The following is a 22,407-nucleotide window of genomic DNA, read 5'->3' on the forward strand; positions in this document are numbered from 1 at the left end:
CGGCGCAGATTTGCGCCGGGCCAGCGCGCCGGCGCCCCGGAGGGCCCGGCAGGTTGGCGGGAACCGGTGATTTTACCGTGCCGGCGCATCCGCCGCGCGCGCAATCTCGGGCGGCGCGCTAGCATGGAGTTCCTGTGCATCCCGAAGCGGCCCGGCCGCGCGCGCCCGCGCTGCAGCCACCGATTCGATTTGCCGATTCGATTTGCCGATTCGATGTGCCGACCCCACCGTCGCCATCGCATTGCCATCCCACCCCCATCGTTCACGAGGAGCGCCATGCCATCGCCCGATCCCGCCGCCACCCTTGCCGCGCTGTGGCGCGTCACCGGCCTGCCCGAGGCCGCCCTTGCGCAGGCGCGGCTGAGCGGCGCCGAACCGGTGCTGCCGTCGTCGTTCGCGGTCGGCACCGCCGCGCAGGCCAGCCTGGCCGCTTCCGCGCTGGCCGCCGCCGCGCTGTGGCAGCATCGCACCGGCCGCTGGCAGCAGGTCGCCGTGGACATGCGCCACGCCATCGCGGAATTTCGCAGCGAACGCTATCTGCGCGTCGACGGCGGCCCCGCGCCGGAGCTGTGGGACAAGATCGCGGGCGCCTATCGCTGCGGCGACGGCCGCTGGGTCCGGCTGCACACCAACTTCCTGCATCACCGCGACGGCGTGCTGCGCCTGCTCGGCTGCGCCAACCAGAAGGACGAGGTGCAGGCTGCGCTGGGCAAATGGGACGCCGAGGCCTTCGAGACCGCCGCTTCCGATGCGGGCCTGGTGGTCGCGGCGATGCGCAGCTTCGACGAGTGGGATCGCCATCCGCAGGCGGCCGCGTTGCGCGAGCTGCCGCCGATCGTGATCGAGCGGATCGGCGACGCGCCGCCGATGCCCTTGCCGGACCTGCCGGCGCAGGATGCACGCCCGCTGTCGGGCGTGCGCGTGCTCGAATTCACGCGGATCATCGCCGGCCCGGTTGCCGGCCGTACGCTGGCCGCGCATGGCGCCGACGTGCTGCTGGTCACCGCGCCGCATCTGCCGTCGATCGCGCCGCTGGTGATCGACACCGGCCGCGGCAAGCGCTCCTGCCAGCTCGATCTGCGAGATGCCGACGACAAGCACACGCTGCACAAGCTGCTGCACGGCGCCGATGTCTTTCTGCAGGGCTACCGGCCCGGCGGGCTCGCCGCGCTGGGCTTCGGCCCGGAGGCGGCGGCGCGCGCCCGGCCGGGCATCGTCTATGTCTCGCTGTCGGCCTATGGCCATGTCGGGCCGTGGGCGGGCAAGCGCGGCTTCGATTCGCTGGTGCAGACCGCGACCGGCTTCAACGATGCCGAGGCCCGCGCCGCCGGCAGCGCCGCGCCGCGCCCGTTGCCCGCCCAGGTGCTCGACCACGCCGCCGGCTATCTGCTGGCGGTGGGAGCGATGGCGGCGCTGCATCGGCGCGCCACCGAGGGCGGCAGCTGGCACGTGCGCGTGTCGCTGGCGCAGACCGCGCAATGGGTGCGCGGTCTGGGGCGGATCGAGGAGGGGCTGCAGGCGCCGGATCAGCGCATCGACGACATCAGCGACCTGCTGGAAGCAGTGCCGTCCGGTTTCGGCATGCTGACCACGGTGCGCCACGCCGCGCAGTTGTCGGAGACGCCCGCGCGCTGGGAGCAGCCGTCCGTGCCGCTGGGCAGCGACGCGGCGGAGTGGCTGCCGCGCGGCGGGGCCAGATAGGTGGGGTCGAAATCCTGCAGACTTTTTGCGTGCGGTGGCGGTTCCGTCCGGTCCAGGCCGGTCCGCTCCCGGTCGCGGCCGCAGCCCCGCGGCCACAGTCCTTCCCTGCCGACGCTGCGCCATGCCGCGTCGGTATTTTTTTGACGCACTAAAACCTACCGAGTAGTATGTTCTCGCAACGAAGGCCGACCTTCGACAAGAACGACCAGAAGAAAGACAACAAACGACGACAAGGAGACAAAGGCATGCGGGTTCTGATCACGGGCGCGGCCGGCTTTATCGGCACCGCGCTGCAACGCGCGTTGATCGAGCGCGGAAGCCTGGCCGACGCCGGCGGCACGCCGTGCCGGATCGAGGAACTGGTGCTCGCCGACCGGGCCGATGTGCCGCTGGCCGGCGACGCGCCGTGCCGGCGCAGGGTGCTGCGCGGCGACCTGGCCGAGCCCGGCTTTGCGGCCCAATTGGCGGCCCTGGCGCCGGACAGCGTGTTCCATCTGGCGGCCAGCCTGACGCTGGAGGCCGAAGCCGACGAGCCGCGCGCCTATCGCCTGCATGTCGAGGCCCTGCGCGAGCTGATCGCCGGCTTCGGCAAGCCGCCCCGGCTGGTGCTGGCCAGCTCGATCGCGGTCTTCGGGGGCGACCTGCCCGCGACGGTCGGCGATGGCCTGCGCGCCGAGCCCGACACGACCTATGGCACGCACAAGGCCATCGCCGAACTGCTGCTGGCCGACTACAGCCGCCGCGGCCGCGTCGACGCACGCGCGCTGCGCCTGCCGATCGTGCTGATCCGCGACGGCGCGCCATCGCCGGCGGTGTCCGACCGCATCGCCGCGATCGTGCGCGAGCCGCTGGCCGGCCGCGATGTCGTCTGCGGCCTGCATCCGGACACGCGGATGCCGGTGGCGTCGGCGCAGGCCGTGGCCCGCGCCCTGATCGCCATGCACGATCTTCCGGCGGAACGACTGCCGCACGACCGGGCGCTCAACCTGCCGTCGCTGTCGATCACCGTCGCGGAGATGGTCGCCGCGCTGCGTCGCGTGGCCGGCGATGAAGCCGCGGCGCGGGTCCGCTACGAGCCCGACCCCGCGCTCCAGCGGGTGGTCGACGGGTGGCCGCGGGCCTTCACGTCGGACAGGGCCAGCGCGCTGGGCCTGCATGCCGATGCCGATTTCGACGCGATTCTCGGCGCCTACCTCGGGGCCTACCTCGGGGCCTACCTCGGGGCCTACCTCGGGGCCGACCTCGGGGCCAACCTCGGCGCCAACCTCGGCGCGTCCCTGCGCGGCAAGGGGACGGCATGAGGAACCCCGCGATCGGATTCCGCCGCAGCGGCCCGCTCTCCACCAGTGAACAGGAGCGGCAGGCCGACACCCCGATGCGCTTCGACGACCGGCTGTCGCCCGAGGTTGCCGCGCTGCCGGTCTGCATCGTCGGCGCGGGCTCGTCCGGGGTGACCGCCGCCAAGGCGCTGAAGGAGAAGGGCATCGCGTTCGATTGCTTCGAACTGGGCTCGAAGATCGGCGGCATGTGGCGCTACGAAAACGACAACGGCATGTCGTCGGCCTATCGCAGCCTGCATATCGATACCAGCCGCACCAACCTCGGCTATTCCGATTTCCCGATCCCCGACCACTATCCGGATTTCCTGTCGCACTACGAGGTCATCGAATATCTGGAAGCCTATGCCGAGCGCTTCGGCATCCCGCCGCATATCCGCTTCAACACGCGGGTCGAGCGCGTGGAGCCGGCCGGCGACGGCAGCTGGCGCGTCACGCTCGGGGATGGCAGCAGCCGGCGCTATCGCGCGGTGATCGTCGCCAACGGCCATCTGTGGGACCCGCGCTGGCCCAGCTTCGACGGCGCGTTTTCCGGCGAGCAGATCCATTCGCATCACTACCGCACCGCCGAGCCGTTCCGCGACAGGAACGTGCTGATCGTCGGCATCGGCAATTCCGCGGTCGACATCGCCGTCGACGTCTGCAAGTCGGCGAAGCAGACGTGGATCTCCACGCGGCGCAGCGCGTGGATCATGCCGAAATACATCATGGGCCATCCGACCGATCGCTGGTCGGCCTTCTTCGCGCGGCGCCTGCATCTGCCGACGCGCGTCACCCGCATGCTGGTGCGCTGGCTCGCGTATCTGGCTACCGGCGACCAGGCGCGCGTCGGCATTCCGCGGCCGCGCCACGAGATCTGGCGCGAGCATGCGACGCTGAGCCAGGAGCTGATCCCGTACTGCGGTCATGGCTGGATCCGCATCAAGCCGAACATCCGCAGGCTCGATGGCCACCATGTCGAGTTCGAGGACGGCACGCGCGAGGCCGTCGATGCGATCATCCACGCCACCGGCTATCGGGCCAGCTTTCCGTTTCTCGATCGGCAGGTGTTCGAGGTCGCGGACGGCAAGGCGGAACTCTATCGCCGCATGATGCCGCCGGGGCGGCACGGGCTGTTCCTGCTCGGGCTGGTGCAGCCGATCGGCCCGACCATTCCGCTGGTCGAGATCCAGGGCAAATGGCTGGCCGCGGTGCTCGCCAACGAGGTGCGGCTGCCGGGCCCGCACGGCATGATGGCGGAGATCGATGCCCATCGGCGCTACGTGTCGCGCCGCTTCGTCGGCTCGGCGCGCTATACGCTGGAGGTGGACTTCCGCCGCTACGCCAGAGAACTGTTTCGCGATATCGCCCGGGGAGGGGCGGCATGACCCCAAGCAAGCAGGAAATCCTGATCCAGGCCGCCGAATGCTTCATGGAACAAGGGTTCCATGCCACCAGCATCGACGACGTCGCGCGGCGGCTCGGCGCGACCAAGGGACGCATCTACCATCATTACGCGTCGAAGATCGACCTGTTCTTCGAGGTGCATCGCGAAGGCATGCGGCTGTTGTTCGAAGCGGTGGAGCCTGCCCGCAAGGTCGAGGGCGATGGCGTCACCGTGCTGGCGGCGATGCTGCGCGCGCATGCGGTTGCCGTGCTTGAACACCATACCTTCGAGAGCGTGGTGGCGCAGGGCGTGCAGATGCATCGCTTCGGCGCGACCACGCCGTCGCAACGGCAGACGCTGGACGAACTGATCGCGAGCCGCGACCGCTTCGAGCGTCTGTTCAAGGACCAGGCCGCGGCGGCGAGGCGCGATGGCTCGCTGGCCGCCGATGCCGATCTGTCGATCGCGGTGAAGACCTTGCTGGGCGGCATCCAGTGGTCGCTGATCTGGTATCGCCCCGAGGCCGATGCCGACGAGCACGCGCGCGAGCGCCTGGCCGATGCGATGGTGCGTACGCTGGTCGAGGGCATCCGGGCGCGGCCCGAGCGGGCCCCGGCCGCCGCCAAGGGCAAGGCGCGCAGCGCGGCGGGCTGAGGCCTCGCCTGAGGGCTCGTTTGAGGTCTCGCCTGAGGCCCCGCTTGGGGTCTCGCTCGAGATTTCGTTGAGGACGCTTGAAGCCTCGTTTGAGCCCCCGCACTTCCAGCATCGGTTCTCAGACCGACTCGCTCAGCAGCCGCTCCACCAGCCACAGCCGATCGACGCCCCACACCGGCTCGCCGTCGACGATAAAGAAGGGCGCGCCGAAGACGCCTTGCGCAACGGCATGGTCCACCGCCGCTTCGAGCCGTCGCTTGCCCTCGGGCGAGGCGATCTCGGCCGCCAGCCAGCCGGTATCGGCGCCGACCGCGGCGGCTTCCTCCAGCACCGCGTCGAGATCCGTGATGTCCTCCCCGCGCGCCCACAGCCTGGCGAAGACCCGCTGCGCGAAACGCTTCGCCTGCGCCGGATCGCGTTCGTCCAGTGCCAGAAAGGCCCGTGAGGCCTTGACCGAGCTGACGCCGCGCATATCGCGCTGGACGAAGGGCACGCCCAGTATCCGCGCCATGCGGGGCTTGTCGAGCCGCAGATAGTCCGACTTCAGCGGCGTCTCCATCAGCGGCTTCAGACCCATGATCTTGACCACCGTGACGCCAAGCAGGAAAGGGCGCCACAGCACGGTGCGGCCATGACGGGCCGCGAGCGCATCGATCTGCGTCGAGCCGAAGTAACCGTAGGGCGAGATGAAGTCGAAATAGAAATCGATGGGACTGGCCATCGCCGCCTCATTCCATCCTGATGTTCAGTTGCTCGATGGTCCGCCGCCAGTACGCGGATTCGCGCTGCACGCGCGCGCGGATCTGCTCGGGCGACAGGTCCGAGGCGACCATGCCCTGCGCCTGCAGCAGCGGCGCGAAGTCCGGCGCGTGGGTGACGCCGCGGATGGCGGCCGCGAGCCGTTCCACCGTCGCGCGCGGCGTGGCGGCCGGCACATAGGTCGCGATCCAGTAGCCGGGGGCGGCGATATCGGGGTAACCCGCTTCGGCCAGCGTGGGCACGTCCGGGAACAGCGTGTTGCGGCGCTCGCCCGCCACGGCCAGCACGCGGATCTTGCCGGCCTTCTGCTGCAAGATCGCCAGGCTCGCGGGCGGGAACGAGAAGCTGTAGCGGCCGGACAGCAGTTCCACCATCGCCGCGCCGGCACCCTTCATCGGCACATGCTGGGCCGATGCCTTGGCCTCGCGCTTGTACAGTTCGCCGACGACATGGCTGGGAAAGCCGGCGCCGGACGATACATAGTTGGCCTTGTCCGGCCGCTGGCGCAGCAGCGCCGCCAGTTCCTGCGCCGTCTTCGCGGGCGAATCCGCCGGCACCGCCAGCACCACGTCGCCGCCATCGCCGACGATCGCCACCGGCATCAGGTCGCGCGACGCATCGTAGGGCGTGTCCGGCATCAGCGCCGGAATGGTGGTCAGCGGCCCGTCGACCGAGAACAGCACCGTATGGCCATCGGCCTTGCTGCGCACCACCGAGTTGACCCCGATGGTGCCGTTGGCGCCGCCGCGGTTCTCGGTGACGACGCTCTGGCCGAGCGTGGTCTTCAGTTTCTCGGCCAGCGTGCGCGCCAGCGCGTCGCTCGGTCCGCCGGGCGCGGCCGGCACCACCAGCGTGACGGTGCGCGTTGGAAACTCCTCGGCCAGCGCCGAGCCGCCGCAGGCCAGCATCATGGACAGGAGCGTGACGATGGCTTTCATGCTGGGCCTCCTTTGGCTCGGGCTGGCAAATCGCGGTCGCGGTCGTCGGTCACGGTCTTGGTGCCGCAGCCGGAGCCGGTACCGGTGCTGCTGGTGCCGGTGCTGGTGTCGGTGCCGGAGCCGGTGCCGGTGCTGCTGGTGCCGGTGCTGGTGTCGGTGTCGGAGCCGGTGCCGGTGCTGCTGGTGTCGGTGTCGGTGTCGGTGTCGGTCCGAGCGGCAAGGCGGCGCAGTTGGCCCTTGGCGACCTTGTTGATGCCGACCAGCGGCAGGCTGGCCAGAAACCGGATCTCGCGCGGCACCTTGAAGCCGGCGAGCTGCGCGCGGCACGCCGCGTCGATCTCGCGGGACAACGCTTCAGTGGCAGCGTTCGGATCGGCCGGCACCACGAAGGCCACCGCGACCTCGCCCATCGCGCCATCCGCGCGGCCCACGACCGAGACGTCGGCCACGCCCGGCACCGCGCGGACCACGCGTTCGACTTCCGCCGGCGACACGCCTTCGCCGCCGCACTTGATCACATCGCGCGCCCGCTCCAGAAACTGGATCGAGCCGTCGGCGTGAACCTTCATGCGATCGCCGGTGCGGAACCAGCCGTCTGCGGTGAAGGCGGCCGCGTTGGCATCCTCGTCGTTGAAGTAGCCGGCAAACAATGTCCGCCCGCGCTCGCCGAGGATCTCGAGCTCGCCGACCTCGCCCGGCGCCAGCGACATGCTGTGGCTGTCTGCCATCCGGGCCGCATAGCCCGGTGCGACCAGGCCAATGGCGCCCGGGGCGACCGGCCGGTTCGCGCGTCCCAGGATGCCGGGCGCGACCAGTTCGGTCATGCCCCACCAGCCGAGGATCGGCACGCGGAAATGCCGCTCGTGGTCCGGCAGCCAGACCGAGTTGCACCACAGCCGGAAATGGTGGGCCGGCGGGACCGGCTGGCGGAACAGCGCCGCACTGGTGAACTGGACGTGCGGGGCAAAGGTGCAGCGCCGCGCCAGCGCCACCGGCCAGAAGCGGCTCGCCGAGAAGCGCGGCTGCAGCACGATGGCCGCGCCTGCCTGCAGGGCCGGCAGCACGCTCCAGGCCAGGCCCACGACGTGATAGAGCGGCAGCGGGATCAGGACGATATCGGAGGACAGCAGGCCGATGCCGGCGGCACACAATTGCGCCGCCCATAGCGCGTTCGCGCGCGACCAGACCACGGCCTTCGGGCGCGACGAGGTGCCGGAGGTGAACATCATGCTGCCGGGCGCAAGCGAGTCCAATCGCGCGCGTTCGATCGGGGCATCGTGCAACGACTCGAAGCCGATTGCATGGGCCGCATCGTCGGCATGGTGGGCATCGTCCGCATCGATGACGATCTGCCAGCGCAGGTGGTGAGCGCCGGAATGGAGGGAAGGAGGCGTACCGGGCAAGCCGCGCTGCGTCACGATGCCGACCGCGCCGGTGTGGTCGGCGAAGAAGGCCAGCTCGTCGCTTGCCGACTTGGGATTGAGCACCACGCACACCGCGCCCCGCCAGGCGCAGGCGAACCAGGTCAGCAGGAATTCGGGACAGTTGTTGGCATGCAGCAGCACGCGATCGCCGGGCCGCACGCCGCGCCGGGCCAGTCCGCCGGCGACGCGGCGGACGTCATCGAGGAATGCGCCGCGCGTCCATTCGCGCGCGGGGCCTTCGAATGGCTCCCAGGCCAGCAGCAGCCGATCCGGTTGTTCGCGCGCCCGGGTCTCGAGCAGGTCGACGATATCGTTCATGGGCCTCCCGCCGCGTGCCGCTCGAACGGTGGAGCGCACGGGCAAGGCCCAGTGTAAGGAGCGCCACTCCCCATGTCGTATGCCGTTTTATCGCACCGGCTTAACACGGGGTTATGGGGCAGGTGTGGTCTTGCGCCCCTCGCTCGCGCGGTCCCGCGCCCCCGAGACGCGCGCCGCCACGCCGCCGAGAACCCGCAACCCCGAGACCCCGAGACCCCGCGACCCCGAGACCCCGAGACCCCGAGACCCCGAGAACCCGAGACCCCGAGAACCTGAGACCCCGCAACCCCGAGACCCCGAGACTTCGGGGCTTCGAGCCCCCACGGCCCTCAGTACAGCGTCTGGCGGATCCGCTGCGGCAGTTCGGCGTCGTACGCGCGGCCGTCGATCGCATCGCGGCTCAGTGTCGCCAGGATGGTGCCGGTGCTCGGCAGCGCGCTGCGCGGAATCTGCGCCTCCGGCGACCACAGGCGCGAACGCACCAGCGCGCGGGCGCACTGGAAGAACACCGAGCGGATCGCGATCAGCAGCACGGTGGAGGGCGCCTTGCCGTCGACCGTGCATTGGGCGATCAGCTCGGGATCGGTCGAAATCGTCGCCGTGCCCGCCACGCGCAGCGTCTCGTCGACGCCCGGCACGAGGAACAGCAGGCCGACGCGCGGGTCGGCCAGGATGTTGCGCAGGCTGTCGATGCGGTTATTGCCGCGGCGGTCCGGCAGCAGCAGCGTGCGGTCGTCCAGCACCTTGACGAAGCCCGGCGCGTCGCCGCGCGGCGAGCATTCGGCCATGCCGTCGGCCACCGTCGACAGCAGGCAGAACGGCGAGGCCTCGACGAAGGCGCGGTAGTGCGGGTGCAGGTAATCGACTTCCTTGGCCAGCGAGGCCGGCGCGGGTTTGCCGTAGTGCGTTTCCAGGTCTGCCAGCGTGGTGATGGTGTGGTCGGTCATGGCGGATTGGCGGTCGGAGCGAGGTGGAAGAGCAGGGCGGAACGGGGTGGACCGTGCGCGTTGGGCGCAGTGCGGCGGATCGGGTGGATCGTGCGCGTTGGACGCCGTGCGCGGCAACGGCAAGTCTACAGCGTGACGGTGCCGCGGCCGATCTCGATCACGCGGCCGCCGACGCGGATCGCGCCCTCGCCATCGTCGGCATCGACCTCCAGCCGCAGCCGGCAGGGCCGCTCGACCAGGTCGCCCTGCGCGATCTCGTAGCGGGCCGGCAAGGCATGGCCGGTGGCCAGCAGCCAGCCCCCCAGGTTGGCGCAGGCCGAGCCGGTGCCCGGGTCCTCGGCCACGCCGCCGCCCTGCTTGGTGAAGAAGTAGCGCGCTACCACGCGCCCCGGCTGCTGCGGGTCGAAGGCGAACAGATAGGCGGTCTTGCGGCCGAGGCTGCTGGCTGGCCAGGCGTCCAGGCGGCTGCCGTCGGGCGCCGCGCGGCGCACGGCGTCCGGGCTGTTCAGCGGCACCAGCAGCTGGTCGGCGCCGGTATCGACCCAGATCGGCGAGCCGGCCAGATCATCGGCTCGCAGCCCGAGCAGCGCGGCCACTTCCGCATCCGGCAGTTGCGCCGGCGCGGTCCTTGGCTGGCCGCGATGCGGCGCCGTGAAGGTCCAGACATCGCCGTGCGCGCGCACCGGTACCAGGCCGGCCTTGAACTCGAGCGTCAGCGCATCGCCGGTGCCGCGCAGCGCCCGTACCGCATGCGCGGTGCCCAGCGTCGGATGGCCGGCGAAGCGCATCTCGTAGCCGGGCGTGAAGATCCGCACCATCGCGTCGGCCCGCTCCGAGGGCAGGATGAAGGTCGTCTCGGACAGATTGAACTGCAGCGCCAGCGCCTGCATGGTCGCGTCGTCCAGCCCGCGCCCGTCCTCGAACACGCACAGGGGATTGCCGCCGAAGGTCGATTCGGCAAAGACATTGAGCAGGCGGAAGGCGTAGCTGGACATGGCGGTGGCATCGGGTAGGGACAGGGTGCCAGTGTAGGACGATGGCGCGCCCGAGCCATATACAGTTCGCTAGCCCGGCATCAGGCCAGTTCCCATCCTCGCATCAGCCGCACAGACAGACGATCTGATTCAATTGCTCGCACGCCGCCGCGAAGGCATCCGGCGGTGCCTGCTTCCAGGGATGGGGCTTGGCGTGCCGGCCGCGCCAGTCGAAGGTTTTTGGCTGATGCGCGAGGATGTAGGCCGACAGCTTGCCGACACCTTCGAGCTTGATGGCAAACGGGTTGGTCTCGTTGTAGGCGGCCGTCGTCATCGGCAAGCCGATGACGAGGCCGGTTTTTTCATTGAACGCCCGTGGCGACAAGACGAGCAACGGGTGTCGGTCTTTCATTTCCCGCCCGATCTGCGGGCTGCATTCGATCCACACAATATCGCGGCGATCGGGTACCCACGCGCTCTTCGGCATCGCTACATCGCCTCCGCACCGACCGGTGGCGCCACCATGACTTCTCCGCCGTGGACGGCCGGGTCAAACAAGGCCAGCTTCTCGTCAAGCGTCATGGCCCGCTTTCCCACAGGCTTGACGGTCACTCCCACCTCTTCCACCTGCACCTCGACCTCCTGTCCTTCTACAAAGCGCGCCGACCTCGCTACCGCGGAGGGGATCCTGACGGCAAGGCTATTTCCCCATTTCTGGATGGTCAGTCTGGCTGCTTTGGCCATTTGAGCCTCCTGTGGCGCAAGTATCGGGTCGTGGTGGGAATGTTTCAACATCGTTTATACATGGAGAGATTTGAATACACAAGGCATTGTCGGGAAGCAAAAAAAACGCCGGCATGGAGCCGGCGCAATGAGTGTCCAGGGGACAGCGAGAGCGGGGGACCGTCAGAAGCCCACCGCCTGCCCGTCCCGGCGGCTGTCGCTGGCGGCGACATAGCCGTGCTCGGGGTCTTCCGACAGGCGCCAGATGAACTGGCCCGAGCCGAAGTCCATGTACGGGTCGGCCACCGACTTGAGCTGGTGGCCGCGGTCCTTCAAGCCGGCGACGGTGGCAGCGTTCATGGTGGCCTCGACGTCCAGCGTGAAGTCGCGGTTGACCTTCCAGCGCGGCGCGCAGCAGGCCGCCTGCGGCTGCTGCTTGTAGTCGAGCATGCGCACCACCGTCTGCAGATGGCCCTGCGGCTGCATGTCGCCACCCATCACGCCGAAGCTCATCACCGGCTGGCCGTTGCGCGTCATGAAGGCCGGGATGATGGTGTGGAACGGGCGCTTGCCGCCGGCCACCACATTGGGCGACTTCGGATCCATCGAGAAGCCGACGCCGCGGTTCTGCAGGCTGATGCCGGTGCCGGGCACGACCACGCCGGAGCCGAAGCCCATGTAGTTCGACTGGATGAACGAGATCATCATGCCGTTCTCGTCGGCCGCGGTCAGGTAGATGGTGCCCCCGACCTTGGGCATGCCGAAGTCGAAATGCGTGGCGCGCTTCATGTCGATCAGCCTGGCGCGCGACTTCAGGTAGGCGTCGTCGAGCATCTGCTCCGGCGTGACTTCCATGCTGCGCGGGTCGGACACGTAGCGGTACAGGTCGGCAAACGCCAGTTTCATCGCCTCGATCTGCAGATGCTGCGAGTCGATCGAATCGACCGGCAGGTTGCCGACGTCGAAGTTGTCCAGGATGCCGAGCGCCATCAGCGCGGCGATGCCCTGGCCGTTGGGCGGAATCTCGTGGATCTCGTAGCCGCGATAGGACTTGCGGATCGGCTCCACCCAGTCCGGACGGTAGTCGCGCAGGTCGGCCAGCGTCATCGCGCCGCCGCACTCCTTGCTGAAGGCGGCGATGCGCTCGGCGATCTGGCCTTCGTAGTAGTCCCGGCCGCCGCTGGCGCCGATGCGGCGCAACGTTTCGGCGGCGGCCTTCATCACGAACTTCTCGCCGGTATGCGGCGCGCGGCCGTTCGGCATGAAGGTGTCGGCGTAGCCCGGCTGGTCCTTCAGGTCCGGCACCGCGGCGGCCCACTTGTGCGCGACGATCGGCGGCACGGCATAGCCGCGCTCGGCGATCTCGATGGCCGGCTCCATCAGGTCGGCGAACGGCAGCTTGCCGAAGCGCTCGTGCAGCGCGGCCCAGCCGGCCACCACGCCCGGCACCGTGACGCTGTCCCAGCCGCGGATCGGCCGCTTGGCGATGCCATTGCCTTCCTCGCCGTACTTGTTGCGGAAGTACTCGGGATTCCATGCGGCCGGCGCCACCCCCGACGAGTTCAGGCCGTGCAGCTGCTTGCCGTCCCACAGGATCGCGAAGGCATCGCTGCCCAGGCCGCAGGAGACCGGCTCGACGATGGTGATCGCGGCCGCGGCGGCGATTGCCGCGTCGATCGCATTGCCGCCCTTGAGCAGCATGCGCAGGCCGGCCTGCGCGGCCAGCGGGTGCGAGGTCGATACCACGTTGCGCGCGAACAGCGGAATGCGCACGGAGGGGTAGGGATTGGTCCAGTCGAAGGTCTGCATGGCGTGTCTCTTGTCTCTTGGCGTTATTCGGTCTTGGCGTTATTCCGCGGTGATGTTGCGGTCCTTGATCAGTTTGCCCCAGCGGGCGCTTTCCTTGCTGACGACCGACGCGAACTGCGCGGGCGTGCCGCCGACCGGCTCGGCGCCGAGCTTGGCCAGCCGTTCCTTGACCTCCGGCGCCTGGATCGCCTTGTTGAACTCCGCGTTCAGGCGGGTTACGAGGTCGGCCGGCAGGTTCTTCGGGCCATAGATGCCGAACCAGGTTTCGCTGACGAAGCCGGGCAGGCCCGATTCGCCGACGGTCGGCACGTCGGGCACCAGCGACGAGCGCTTCGGGCTGGTCACCGCCAGCGCCTTGAGCTTGCCGTCGCGCACGTGCGGCAGGCCGGTGACGATGCTGTCGAACAGGATATGCACCTTGCCCGAGATCAGGTCGGCGATCGACAGCGCGGTGCCCTTGTACGGAATGTGCGTCAGCTGGACACCGGCCTGCGCGCTGAAGGCTTCGGCCATCAGGTGGACCACGGTGCCGTTGCCGCTGGACGCGTAGTTCAGTTCGCCGGGATGCGCCTTCGCATAGGCGATCAGTTCCTTGACGCTGTTCACCGGCAGATGGTTCGACACCACCAGCAGATTGGTGGCGCTGGCGACCTGGCCGATCGGCGTGAAATCGGTCTGCACGTTGTACGGCAGGCGCGGATGGATATGCGGTCCGATCGAATGCGTGCTGCTGGTGGCCATCAGCAGCGTGTAGCCGTCCGCCGGGGCCTTGGCGGCCATGTCGGAGCCGATCGCGCCGCCGGCGCCAGGCCGGTTGTCGACCACCACCTGCTGGCCGAGGTTGGCGCCGACCTTCTGCGCAATGGCGCGCGCCAGCAGGTCGGTCGCGCCGCTGGCGGGGAAGGGCACGATCAGGCGGATCGGCTTGGCGGGATAGCTCTCGGCCAGGGCGGGCGCGGCGGCAAAGGCCAGCGTCGCCGCCAGGCTGGTGCCCAGCAGGCGCAGCCAGGATGTCATCTTCAATCTCCGTGAACGTTGTCGGTTCGATGCCGGCGGACCGGCCGATGGCGCATTATTCCGTGCAGCTTTACATAATGAAAGCTAATATTTCTTGCTTGCTTCTCAAGTTTTGCTTAAGGCCGTTGCGCCAGACCCGGGCTGCATCCGGCCTGCCGGCCCCGCGTTGACCTGCTTCCCTCTTACTTTATGAGCACCATCCGGTTCCTTCGTACTTTCGTCGCCGTCGCCGAGCACGGCTCCTTCGCCGCCGCCGCCGGCCATGTGGCGCTGACCCAGGCGGCGGTGAGCCTGCAGATGCGCGCGCTCGAGGGCGAACTGCGGCGCGACCTGTTCGACCGGACCGGCCGCGTGGTGGTGCTCAACGCGGGCGGGCGCGAACTGCTGCCGCGCGCACGACAGCTGTTGGCACTGTACGACGAGATGCGCGCCGCGCCGGAGACGCCCGAGGCGATGGCCGGCGCGGTCGCCGTCGGCGCCGTGGTGTCGGTGATGGGCGGCCTGTCGCATGTGGTGGCCAGCATGAAGACCGAGCATCCGGCGCTGGACGTGCGGCTGGTCGGCGCCAAGTCGATCGAGCTGGCCACGCTGGTCGAGGCAGGCGAGCTCGATGCGGCGATCGTGGTGGAGGGGCCGGGCCGGCTGGCGGGGGCGCTGCGCTGGACGCCGCTGTATCGCGAGCCGCTGGTGGCGATCGCCGCCGCTGGCAGCGCCGCCACGGACGCGCGCCAGGCGCTGGCTGGCCAGGCCTTCCTGCGCTTCGACCGGACCCAGCTGACCGGCATGCTGGTCGAGCGGGCCCTGCGGCGCGCGCACCTGCGTGTCAATGAATTCCTCGAACTCAATTCGATCGAGGCGCTGGTCGAACTGGTGCGGCAGCAGGTCGGCGTGACGGTCGTGCCGCTGCTGCAGCGGGCGCGCTGGCGCGACGACGAGGCGCTGCGGGTGCTGCCACTGGAGGCGGGCGGCGAGCCGGTATGGCGCACCATCGGCATGCTGGAGCGGCGCGATCATTCGCGCCGGCACATCACCGAGGCGATCCGGGCCGCCTGCGCGGCGCTGTTCTGCGAGCCGCGCTAGGGGGCGTTCGACCCAGCCCCCCAAAAAAAACGGGGTGCCGGCTGGCACCCCGTTTCACGTGTTGCGTGTTGCTTCTTACTCTTCCTGGAACGCTTCCTCGCGCTTGGCCTTGATCGACGGCAGGGCCACGATCAGCACCAGGATCGCGGCGGCGATCAGCAGGCTCAGCGACAGCGGACGGGTGAAGAACACCGTGAACTCGCCACGCGAGAGCAGCAGCGTGCGGCGGAAGTTCTCTTCCATCATCGGTCCGAGCACGAAGCCGAGCAGCAGCGGCGCCGGTTCGCACTTGAGCTTCAGGAACAGATAGCCCACCACGCCGAAGGCCGCGGTCTGGAACACGTCGAAGGTGGTGTTCTGGACCGAGTAGACGCCGATACAGCAGAACGTCAGGATGGCCGGGTACAGGAAGCGGTAGGGCACCTTCAGCAGCTTGACCCAGATGCCGATCAGCGGCAGGTTCAGGATGATCAGCATCAGGTTGCCGATCCACATCGAGGCGATCAGGCCCCAGAACAGCTGCGGGTTGCTGGTCATCACCTGCGGACCCGGCTGGATGTTGTGGATCGTCATCGCACCGACCATCAGCGCCATCACCGCGTTGGGCGGAATGCCCAGCGTCAGCAGCGGGATGAAGGAGGTCTGCGAAGCGGCGTTGTTGGCCGACTCGGGACCCGCCACGCCTTCGATAGCGCCCTTGCCGAACTCGTGCGGATACTTCGACGACTTCTTCTCCAGCGTGTAGGCCGCGAACGAAGCCAGCGAGGCGCCGCCGCCCGGCAGGATGCCCAGCGCGGAACCGAGCACGGTGCCGCGCAGCACCGCCGGGATCATGCGCCTGAAGTCTTCCTTGGTCGGGAACAGGTTGGTGATGCTGTCGGTGAAGGTCTCGCGCTTTTCGCGCTGCTCCAGGTTCGCGATGATTTCCGCGAAGCCGAAGATACCCATCGCCACGGCCACGAAGTTCAGGCCGTCGGTCAGTTCCGGCACGTCGAACGAGAAGCGCGCGGCGCCCGAGTTCACGTCGGTACCTACCAGGCCCAGCAGCAGGCCCAGCACGATCATCGCGATCGCCTTGACCAGCGAGCCGGAGGCCAGCACCACGGCGCCGATCAGGCCCAGCACCATCAGCGAGAAGTACTCGGCGGGGCCGAACTTGAAGGCCAGTTCCGACAGCGGCGCGGCAAAGCCGGCCAGGATCAGCGTGGCCACGCAGCCGGCGAAGAACGAACCCATGCCCGCGGTCGCCAGTGCCACCCCGGCGCGGCCACGCCGCGCCATCTGATAGCCATCGATGGTTGTCACCACCGAGGACGATTCGCCGGGCAGATTGACCAGGATCGCGGTGGTCGAGCCGCCGTACTGGGCGCCGTAGTAGATGCCCGCCAGCATGATCAGCGCGGCCACCGGCGGCAGCGTGTAGGTGATCGGCAGCAGCATCGCGATGGTCGCGAGCGGTCCCAGGCCGGGCAGCACGCCGATCAGCGTGCCGAGCAGGCAGCCGAGGAAGGCGTAGGCCAGGTTCTGGAAGGTCAGGGCGGTCGAGAAGCCGATGCCCAGGTTGGTTAGCAGTTCCATCTGGCGCTCCTTAGCCGGTAATGAAGGCCGGCCACACCGGCATCTGCAGATTGATGCCGTAGACGAAGGCGCCCATGCTGATCAGCACCAGCACGATGGTGTTCAGGATCGCGCCGCGCCAGGTGAACTCGTGGCTGGCCATCGAAGACACCAGCACCAGCACGATCACCGACAGGACCATGCCCAGCGGCTTGAGCAGCAGGCCGAACAGCACTACCGAACCGAGGATCCACAGCAACAGCTTGATATCCCAGCGGGCCAGTTCATCGCCCTCGCCCTTGCTGGACATCGATCCGATCAGCACCAGCACGCCCAGCAGGGCAAGCACGACGCCGAGCCAGAACGGGAAATACCCCGGACCCATCTTCGCGGCGGTTCCCATCGAATAGCCGCGAGCGACCCAGGAAAAGCCGAATCCGACCAGGATGAACATCAGGCCGGAGGCAAAGTCCTTTTGGCTACGTATGCGCAAAATGATTCTCCTCGATTTGACAAAACTGGCGCTTGCGGTGCTGTGAGCCGCGCGTCGATGCGCTGGTCTCATGGCGTCGCGACGGGCCGTTGCAGCGTTTGTGCGGTGCAACGAAACCACGCGCGGCACCCTCCCCGTCCGCAGGCAGGGGGAAGGTAAGGCGGCGACCTTTCAGCGACCTTTCAGATGTCTGCAAACTTGGTCAATGTGAGGGTATCTCCCTAGGTCCGCGCAGAGGCGGTCCCGCGCATCGCGCGGGACGGGGATGCGCCGGGCCAAGGGGGGCCGACATGGCCGTCGGCTATCATCGGCGGCGCGGCGGCCGTCATGCTGCGCTGTCACGCCTGTGCGCCTGTGCGCCTCTGCGCCCGCAGCGCCGCTGCACCAGTGCCCAGTGCGTCAGTGCGTCGTGCGTCAGTGCGCCAGTGCGCCAGTGCGCCAGTGCGCCAGTGCGTCGTGCGTCAGTGCGCCGGTGCGTCGCCGCGTGGTTGTCTCCGCCTCCTCCACCGTAATCGTTGCAAGGGCCAGTTTGGAAAGCATTGAACACGTGATCCTGATCGGCGCCGTGGTGATGTCCCTCGGCATCGTCGTCGGCGCCTTCTCTTCGCGCATCGGCGTGCCGTTTCTGCTGGTATTCCTGCTGGTCGGCATGCTGGCCGGTGTCGACGGCCCGGGCGGCATCCGCTTCTCCAATACCTGGCTCAGCTTTCTGGTCGGCAATCTGGCGCTGGCCGTGATCCTGCTCGACGGCGGGCTGCGTACGCAGTACGCGACCTTTCGCGTCGCGTTGCGCCCGTCGCTGGCGCTGGCGACGGTCGGCGTGCTGCTGACCACCGGGCTGGTGGGCCTGTTCGCGGCCTGGGTGCTGGAGATCGACTGGAAGCTCGGCCTGCTGCTGGGCGCCATCGTCGGCTCGACCGACGCGGCCGCGGTCTTCTCGCTGCTCAACAGCAGCGGGGTCCGGCTCAAGGAGCGGGTCGCCAGCGTGCTCGAGATCGAATCGGGCATCAACGATCCGATGGCGATCTTCCTGACGCTGACGCTGATCGAGTGGATCCATGCGCCGGAAGGGCTGAGCGGTGGCGCGCTGCTGTGGCGGCTGCTGGTGCAGTTCGGCGTCGGCGGCGCGATGGGGCTGGCGCTGGGCTATTGCCTGGCCAATGTGCTGGAGCGCATTCGGGTGGCCGAGGGCCTGCAGGCGATCCTGCTGTGTTCGGGCGGCGCCATGGTGTTTGCGATCGTGCAGACCGCAGGCGGCAGCGGATTTCTGGCCGTGTATCTGACCGGCATGCTGATCGGCAACCGCGACCGCGCCGTGAGCCCGGACGCGATGCGGGCGATGGATGGCATGGCGTGGCTGGCCCAGTCGGCGATGTTCCTGCTGCTGGGCCTGCTGGTGACGCCGCACCGGATCTGGGACGTGGCGGTGCCAGCGATGGCCGTGGCGCTGTTCCTGATGCTGGTGGCCCGCCCGCTCGCGGTCTGGATCTCGCTGCTGCCGTTCCGCTTCAACGCGCGCGAGAAGGGCTTCATTGCCTGGATGGGACTGCGCGGCGCGGTGCCGATCGTGCTGGCGCTGTTTCCGCTGCTGCAAGGCATGCCCGACGCCGGCCTGTTGTTCCGCATCGCCTTTGCCGTGGTGCTGGCCAGCCTGCTGCTGCAGGGAACCACGGTGCCGCTGGCCGCGCGGCTCGGCCGGGTGCTGCGGCCCGCGTATCCCGAGCCGCTGGCGCGCGAACGCCTGCACGGCACGCGCGCACCGGCGATGGACCTGATGCAGTTCGAGGTCGAGCCCGAGTCCGCGGTAACCGGCGTGCGCGCGGACCGCGTCGAATTGCCGCCGCGTTGTCGACTGATGACGGTGGCCCGCGGCGAGGCGCTGGTGCCGCTCGAGCAGGCCGTTCTGCAGGCCGGCGATACGGTCTCGGTGCTGGCGCCGGCGAGCAGCGTGCCGACGCTGGCCCGGCTGTTCCGCACGCCGGAGCGCGCACCGGCATGGCAGCAGGTGCCGCATGACTTCGTGCTGTCGGGCGACGCGCTGCTGCGCGATGTGGCCGGGTTGTATGGCACGCGGGATCTGACGCCGGGCGAGTATCCGTCGACGCTGGAGGCCGCGATGCTGAACGCCTTCGCCACGCCGCCGGTGGAGGGCGACACGGTGGAGATTGCGGGCCTGACCTTGACCGCGGTGCGCATGGAGGATGGCCGGATCGTGCAGGTGGGGTTGAGGTTGCCGCGGCAGGCCAGCGCAGTGCAATAGCCAGTGGGTCAGCGCAGGGCCCCTATGTTGACCAACTGCTGCACCGTCCAGCCGAGCACGGGGGGCAACTTGCCGCGATAGAGGTTGAGCACGATCTTGCTGACGGGGAGCTTGCTGCCTTGCAGTTGGAGCCTGGAGGGGTCCACCTTGCCGGCATCGCGGGCTTCGCGTGCCTCGCGATGCGGGGCCGGCGCCTCCATGCCGGCGATGCGTATCGCCGAGACCACCCATTGCAGCGAATGGGCGAGGGCATCGAGGGACCGGTGCACCGCCTGGATGTCCTCCCGGTATGGCGCGGCAACGGCGTCCGGCAGATCGCCGGTATCGACGAGCGGCTCGACATATTCGCGCCGTATCCTGTCAATCAGCGGTACAGCGCGCGCCGCCGCCTCGCGCAACGCCAGCGCTTTGCGGCGCGTGGCGTTGTTCGCCTCGATCTCGCCGTGGGGGTTCATCGCTGCCAGCCAGCGCGGCAACAGCGTGCCGGCGCGCTCGAGCACATCGCAGACCGTTTCCAGCATGCCGGCCCTGGACCTGCTGCCCTCGAGCGCGTCGCGCAGCGCCCGCTCGATATCCCGCTTGGCATCCACCATCTTCGCCACCGATCGCTGGCGCAGCTGCGCGATGTTGGCGTCCAGGCGGTTTTCCAGCGCATTGGCGGTTTCGCCGAATGTCCTCGAGGCATGCCGGTCGGCCTGGTCCCATTGCTGCAGGAAGCCGTGTTCGAGCGCCTCGGAAGGGGGCGCTACCTGGCTGTCCGCTTCGGGGTCGTCCATGCCGTGATCGGCCATCCGGGCGCGATACACGTCGCGCAGGCTGGACCATTCCTGCAGAGAGGCGTTCAGCCTGCGGGCTATCTCGACCGCGAGCCGCTCCTCTTGCTGTCCGGTGTCTTGCTGACGCCTGGCCTCCAGGCGCCGGTTGTGCGCGTTCATCAGCCGGCCGGTAACCTGGATGCTGGCCAGGTCGAGCAGCGTCGCGGCCACCGCACCGGCCGGCACGCTGGCGGTCCAGTCCGCCAGCGCGGGATACAGGCCGCGCAACTCCTCCAGCCTGGCTTCGGCCAGCAGGATTTCGCGGCGCACATGGTCCATCACCCTGTGCCGTTCGCGCAGGAACGGCTTGATCGCGGGAAAGATGGCCCCGATCACATCGGGCGGCCCGAGCTCGCCGCTGCGGATGCAGTCGCGCAGCGCATGCACGCCGGCCTGCCAGCGTGTCTCCAGGGGGATCGCTGGATGGCTGGCGCTCTGGCGCAGCGCGTGCATGTGGTCTTCCGCAAAGTCGTCCAGCAGGGCCGCGACGCTGTTGCAGATGTCCGCGATCGGCCAGCGCTGGTAGAAAAAGCGTGCGAACAGCTTGCGGGCGCCGGTCAGCATGGGCCGGTAGTCGAGCGGCACGGCATTGGTTTCGCCTGCATCGAGCGCGGCGGACAGCCATTGGAAGTCGCTGCTGTCGAGTTCGCCCCGTGTGGCCTCGTCAAAGGGGTGCCGATCGCTGGCGCGCACCAGCACGGCGATGGCTGCGGCACGATCATGGCCGTGGCCGAGGTCATGCAGATATTGCAGGTTGCGGGCCACGAGAAATTGCCGCAAATAGGCCGGCGCCGACAATTTCGCATCGACGATGCGCAACAGTCCCGACTCGTCCATGCGCTCGCCGCGCGCGGTATGGCGATCGACTTCCTGGCGTACGGCCTGGCACAGGCCCTTGACGAGATCGGCCCGGATCAGGTCGCGCTGCTTCAGCACCGCGAGGTCGCCGTCCAGCTGCGCGCGCGCCTGGGCACGGCGTTGCATCAGCGCGCGCATGTGCGGCACGTCCTGGTTGAGCGGGTTCCATGCCAGCTCGCCATCGCAGCGGCGCAGCACGTCGTACAGCTCGCGCTCCTTCAGTTCGGCGAGCAGCCTGGTGCGCGCGGCCAGCAGCCCTGACAGCGTGTCGTCGCCAGCGTCGACGGTGTTGCACGCATCCGGCGCCGCGGTGCCGTGCCGGACTGCTTCCCCCTCGGCGTTGCCGGCAGCGCTCGCCAGCCGCGACCGCTCCTGGGCGAGGCGGGCTTCGTTCTGCTTCAGGTCGCGCATCAGTTCCCCGTACCGCAGCTCGGCCAGCAGTCCCGCTACCGCGGCTTCCCGGTCGCAGGTCCTGCGTTCGCCGGAATTCATCGCCGCATGCTGGATCGGTCCGGAGCGCAGGCGGCGATCGTATTCGCGCAACCATCGGTCGCGGCCAGCGACGTTGTTCGGGCCCGCCAGTTCAGGGGCGCAGCTGGCCAGCGCGGACTTGAGCAAGGCCGGATCGCGGCGGCGCGCACGCGCGGTCTGCGCCTGCAGCCCCAGCTTCAGCTGTTCGGCGACGTAGGCGCGCGTCGCCGGAAACGGACAAGGCGCACCGGCGCCGGCGGTCTCGCTCAACCCCAGGCTGATGCCATCGAGCATCGCGTACAGCGGTGTCGCCGAGGACGAGGTGGCGGCCGGTGTCATCAGCTCGGCATAGAGCCGTTGATTGGCCCGGTCCACGGACACGGCGCGCCGGAACAGCACGAACACCTGCTGCAGCGCCGCGTGCGACAGATAGGTGCCGCGCTCGATCCGGTCGGCGATCGTCAGCCCGGGCACGCGGTCGCCAGGCAGTGCCAGGCTGGCGCGGCACAGGCGTTCGCGCACCGCGGCGCCGCCGCGCCGCTCGATGGCCGCGATCAGCGCGCGCCATGACGCCTGGTTGCGTGCCGCGTCGGCACTGGTCTTGCCGATACGGAACAGGCGGTGGAACCCGGCGCGCAGCGCCATCCCGAAGCTGCTGCCGAGCTCCAGCGTCCCATCGGCGCCGCACCGCACCTGATAGGTACAGTGCCAGGCGGCAGGGGGCAGCGGCATGTCGAAGTCGATGTGGCCGGCGTTCACGATGTCTCCCTGGTGGTTGTCTCGATGCAGGCGCGCGTCCGCGGTGGCGTGGCATCAAGGTATGGGAGAGACCGCGTCGCAGCTTGCGCAAACATTGTTAAACCGGTCCGCGCGGAAGCCCACCTGTCAAAAAAGGAAACGGCCCGC

General features: G+C 68.9%; 18 protein-coding genes. 6 read left to right on the top strand and 12 right to left on the bottom strand.

Features of this window, described 5'->3' with window-relative positions; genetic code table 11:
* The first annotated feature begins 276 nt into the window (after positions 1-276).
* The 4 genes from KZ686_RS07365 to KZ686_RS07380 all read left to right on the top strand — a co-directional run bounded on the left by KZ686_RS07365 (position 277) and on the right by KZ686_RS07380 (position 5,058).
* Entirely contained in the window at positions 277-1,701 is a 1,425-nt protein-coding gene (locus tag KZ686_RS07365; RefSeq protein ID WP_226108323.1) for a CoA transferase, read from the top strand.
* 245 nt (positions 1,702-1,946) lie between these two features.
* Positions 1,947-3,002: an NAD-dependent epimerase/dehydratase family protein gene (locus KZ686_RS07370; RefSeq protein ID WP_226108321.1), complete on the top strand. Its 1,056-nt coding sequence runs from the start codon at positions 1,947-1,949 to the stop codon at positions 3,000-3,002.
* Entirely contained in the window at positions 2,999-4,405 is a 1,407-nt protein-coding gene (locus tag KZ686_RS07375; protein WP_265633347.1) for a flavin-containing monooxygenase, read from the top strand. Before KZ686_RS07370 ends, KZ686_RS07375 begins: the two co-directional genes overlap by 4 nt.
* Positions 4,402-5,058, top strand: a complete 657-nt coding sequence (locus tag KZ686_RS07380) for a TetR/AcrR family transcriptional regulator (RefSeq protein WP_265633348.1) — start codon at positions 4,402-4,404, stop codon at positions 5,056-5,058. Before KZ686_RS07375 ends, KZ686_RS07380 begins: the two co-directional genes overlap by 4 nt.
* Positions 5,059-5,176: 118 nt before the next feature.
* Here KZ686_RS07380 and KZ686_RS07385 read toward each other — a convergent pair whose 3' ends face one another.
* From KZ686_RS07385 to KZ686_RS07425, 9 genes are all read right to left on the bottom strand, one after another.
* A complete protein-coding gene (locus tag KZ686_RS07385; RefSeq protein ID WP_226108318.1) occupies positions 5,177-5,779 on the bottom strand; it encodes a 2-hydroxychromene-2-carboxylate isomerase in 603 nt (200 codons plus the stop codon).
* 7 nt (positions 5,780-5,786) lie between these two features.
* Entirely contained in the window at positions 5,787-6,755 is a 969-nt protein-coding gene (locus tag KZ686_RS07390; RefSeq protein WP_150084215.1) for a Bug family tripartite tricarboxylate transporter substrate binding protein, read from the bottom strand.
* Positions 6,752-8,497 (bottom strand): AMP-binding protein, encoded by a 1,746-nt coding sequence (locus KZ686_RS07395; RefSeq protein WP_265633349.1) that lies wholly within the window; start codon positions 8,495-8,497, stop codon positions 6,752-6,754. The genes KZ686_RS07390 and KZ686_RS07395 overlap by 4 nt, the downstream gene beginning before the upstream one ends.
* Before the next feature lie 329 nt (positions 8,498-8,826).
* Complete coding sequence (locus tag KZ686_RS07400) at positions 8,827-9,444, bottom strand: pyridoxamine 5'-phosphate oxidase family protein (RefSeq protein ID WP_149317827.1); 618 nt, start codon at positions 9,442-9,444, stop codon at positions 8,827-8,829.
* Positions 9,445-9,569: 125 nt separating this feature from the next.
* Positions 9,570-10,439: a PhzF family phenazine biosynthesis protein gene (locus tag KZ686_RS07405; RefSeq protein WP_150084213.1), complete on the bottom strand. Its 870-nt coding sequence runs from the start codon at positions 10,437-10,439 to the stop codon at positions 9,570-9,572.
* A gap of 103 nt (positions 10,440-10,542) precedes the next feature.
* The gene (locus KZ686_RS07410; protein WP_150084212.1) at positions 10,543-10,905 is read right to left on the bottom strand and encodes a type II toxin-antitoxin system PemK/MazF family toxin; all 363 of its coding nucleotides are present in this window, start codon (positions 10,903-10,905) and stop codon (positions 10,543-10,545) included.
* Positions 10,906-10,907: 2 nt separating this feature from the next.
* Positions 10,908-11,162, bottom strand: coding sequence for an AbrB/MazE/SpoVT family DNA-binding domain-containing protein (locus KZ686_RS07415; protein ID WP_150084211.1), 255 nt, complete (start codon positions 11,160-11,162; stop codon positions 10,908-10,910).
* A gap of 162 nt (positions 11,163-11,324) precedes the next feature.
* Positions 11,325-12,950 carry a gamma-glutamyltransferase gene (ggt, locus tag KZ686_RS07420; protein WP_265633350.1) on the bottom strand — a complete coding sequence of 542 codons (1,626 nt, stop codon included), beginning with the start codon at positions 12,948-12,950 and terminating at the stop codon, positions 11,325-11,327.
* A 39-nt stretch (positions 12,951-12,989) separates the two neighbouring features.
* Positions 12,990-13,967: a Bug family tripartite tricarboxylate transporter substrate binding protein gene (locus KZ686_RS07425; RefSeq protein ID WP_149317832.1), complete on the bottom strand. Its 978-nt coding sequence runs from the start codon at positions 13,965-13,967 to the stop codon at positions 12,990-12,992.
* A 189-nt stretch (positions 13,968-14,156) separates the two neighbouring features.
* On the opposite strand from KZ686_RS07425, the gene KZ686_RS07430 reads away from it, so the two are divergent.
* Complete coding sequence (locus KZ686_RS07430; RefSeq protein ID WP_149317833.1) at positions 14,157-15,047, top strand: LysR substrate-binding domain-containing protein; 891 nt, start codon at positions 14,157-14,159, stop codon at positions 15,045-15,047.
* A 75-nt stretch (positions 15,048-15,122) separates the two neighbouring features.
* Here the strand turns inward: KZ686_RS07430 and KZ686_RS07435 are convergent, their stop codons facing one another.
* Together KZ686_RS07435 and KZ686_RS07440 are read right to left on the bottom strand one after the other, a co-directional pair.
* Positions 15,123-16,625, bottom strand: coding sequence for a tripartite tricarboxylate transporter permease (locus KZ686_RS07435; RefSeq protein WP_149317834.1), 1,503 nt, complete (start codon positions 16,623-16,625; stop codon positions 15,123-15,125).
* A 10-nt stretch (positions 16,626-16,635) separates the two neighbouring features.
* Entirely contained in the window at positions 16,636-17,097 is a 462-nt protein-coding gene (locus KZ686_RS07440; RefSeq protein WP_006578403.1) for a tripartite tricarboxylate transporter TctB family protein, read from the bottom strand.
* A gap of 529 nt (positions 17,098-17,626) precedes the next feature.
* Here KZ686_RS07440 and KZ686_RS07445 point away from each other — a divergent pair.
* Positions 17,627-19,357 (top strand): potassium/proton antiporter, encoded by a 1,731-nt coding sequence (locus KZ686_RS07445; RefSeq protein WP_265633351.1) that lies wholly within the window; start codon positions 17,627-17,629, stop codon positions 19,355-19,357.
* Between the two features lie 8 nt (positions 19,358-19,365).
* Here the strand turns inward: KZ686_RS07445 and KZ686_RS07450 are convergent, their stop codons facing one another.
* Positions 19,366-22,260, bottom strand: coding sequence for a hypothetical protein (locus KZ686_RS07450; protein ID WP_265633352.1), 2,895 nt, complete (start codon positions 22,258-22,260; stop codon positions 19,366-19,368).
* Positions 22,261-22,407 lie beyond the last annotated feature (147 nt).

The sequence above is a fragment of the Cupriavidus cauae genome, from assembly GCF_026210475.1.
GTDB classification, from domain to species: domain Bacteria; phylum Pseudomonadota; class Gammaproteobacteria; order Burkholderiales; family Burkholderiaceae; genus Cupriavidus; species Cupriavidus cauae.

What these genes read in the sequence shown, in the direction of transcription:
- KZ686_RS07390 (WP_150084215.1), bottom strand. Translation starts at nt 6,755, where the DNA reads ATGAAAGCCATCGTCACGCTCCTGTCCATGATGCTGGCCTGCGGCGGC.
- KZ686_RS07370 (WP_226108321.1), top strand. Translation starts at nt 1,947, where the DNA reads ATGCGGGTTCTGATCACGGGCGCGGCCGGCTTTATCGGCACCGCGCTG.
- KZ686_RS07380 (WP_265633348.1), top strand. Translation starts at nt 4,402, where the DNA reads ATGACCCCAAGCAAGCAGGAAATCCTGATCCAGGCCGCCGAATGCTTC.
- KZ686_RS07435 (WP_149317834.1), bottom strand. Translation starts at nt 16,625, where the DNA reads ATGGAACTGCTAACCAACCTGGGCATCGGCTTCTCGACCGCCCTGACC.
- KZ686_RS07405 (WP_150084213.1), bottom strand. Translation starts at nt 10,439, where the DNA reads ATGTCCAGCTACGCCTTCCGCCTGCTCAATGTCTTTGCCGAATCGACC.
- ggt (WP_265633350.1), bottom strand. Translation starts at nt 12,950, where the DNA reads ATGCAGACCTTCGACTGGACCAATCCCTACCCCTCCGTGCGCATTCCG.
- KZ686_RS07410 (WP_150084212.1), bottom strand. Translation starts at nt 10,905, where the DNA reads ATGCCGAAGAGCGCGTGGGTACCCGATCGCCGCGATATTGTGTGGATC.
- KZ686_RS07430 (WP_149317833.1), top strand. Translation starts at nt 14,157, where the DNA reads ATGAGCACCATCCGGTTCCTTCGTACTTTCGTCGCCGTCGCCGAGCAC.
- KZ686_RS07395 (WP_265633349.1), bottom strand. Translation starts at nt 8,497, where the DNA reads ATGAACGATATCGTCGACCTGCTCGAGACCCGGGCGCGCGAACAACCG.
- KZ686_RS07385 (WP_226108318.1), bottom strand. Translation starts at nt 5,779, where the DNA reads ATGGCCAGTCCCATCGATTTCTATTTCGACTTCATCTCGCCCTACGGT.
- KZ686_RS07375 (WP_265633347.1), top strand. Translation starts at nt 2,999, where the DNA reads ATGAGGAACCCCGCGATCGGATTCCGCCGCAGCGGCCCGCTCTCCACC.
- KZ686_RS07415 (WP_150084211.1), bottom strand. Translation starts at nt 11,162, where the DNA reads ATGGCCAAAGCAGCCAGACTGACCATCCAGAAATGGGGAAATAGCCTT.
- KZ686_RS07425 (WP_149317832.1), bottom strand. Translation starts at nt 13,967, where the DNA reads ATGACATCCTGGCTGCGCCTGCTGGGCACCAGCCTGGCGGCGACGCTG.
- KZ686_RS07365 (WP_226108323.1), top strand. Translation starts at nt 277, where the DNA reads ATGCCATCGCCCGATCCCGCCGCCACCCTTGCCGCGCTGTGGCGCGTC.
- KZ686_RS07400 (WP_149317827.1), bottom strand. Translation starts at nt 9,444, where the DNA reads ATGACCGACCACACCATCACCACGCTGGCAGACCTGGAAACGCACTAC.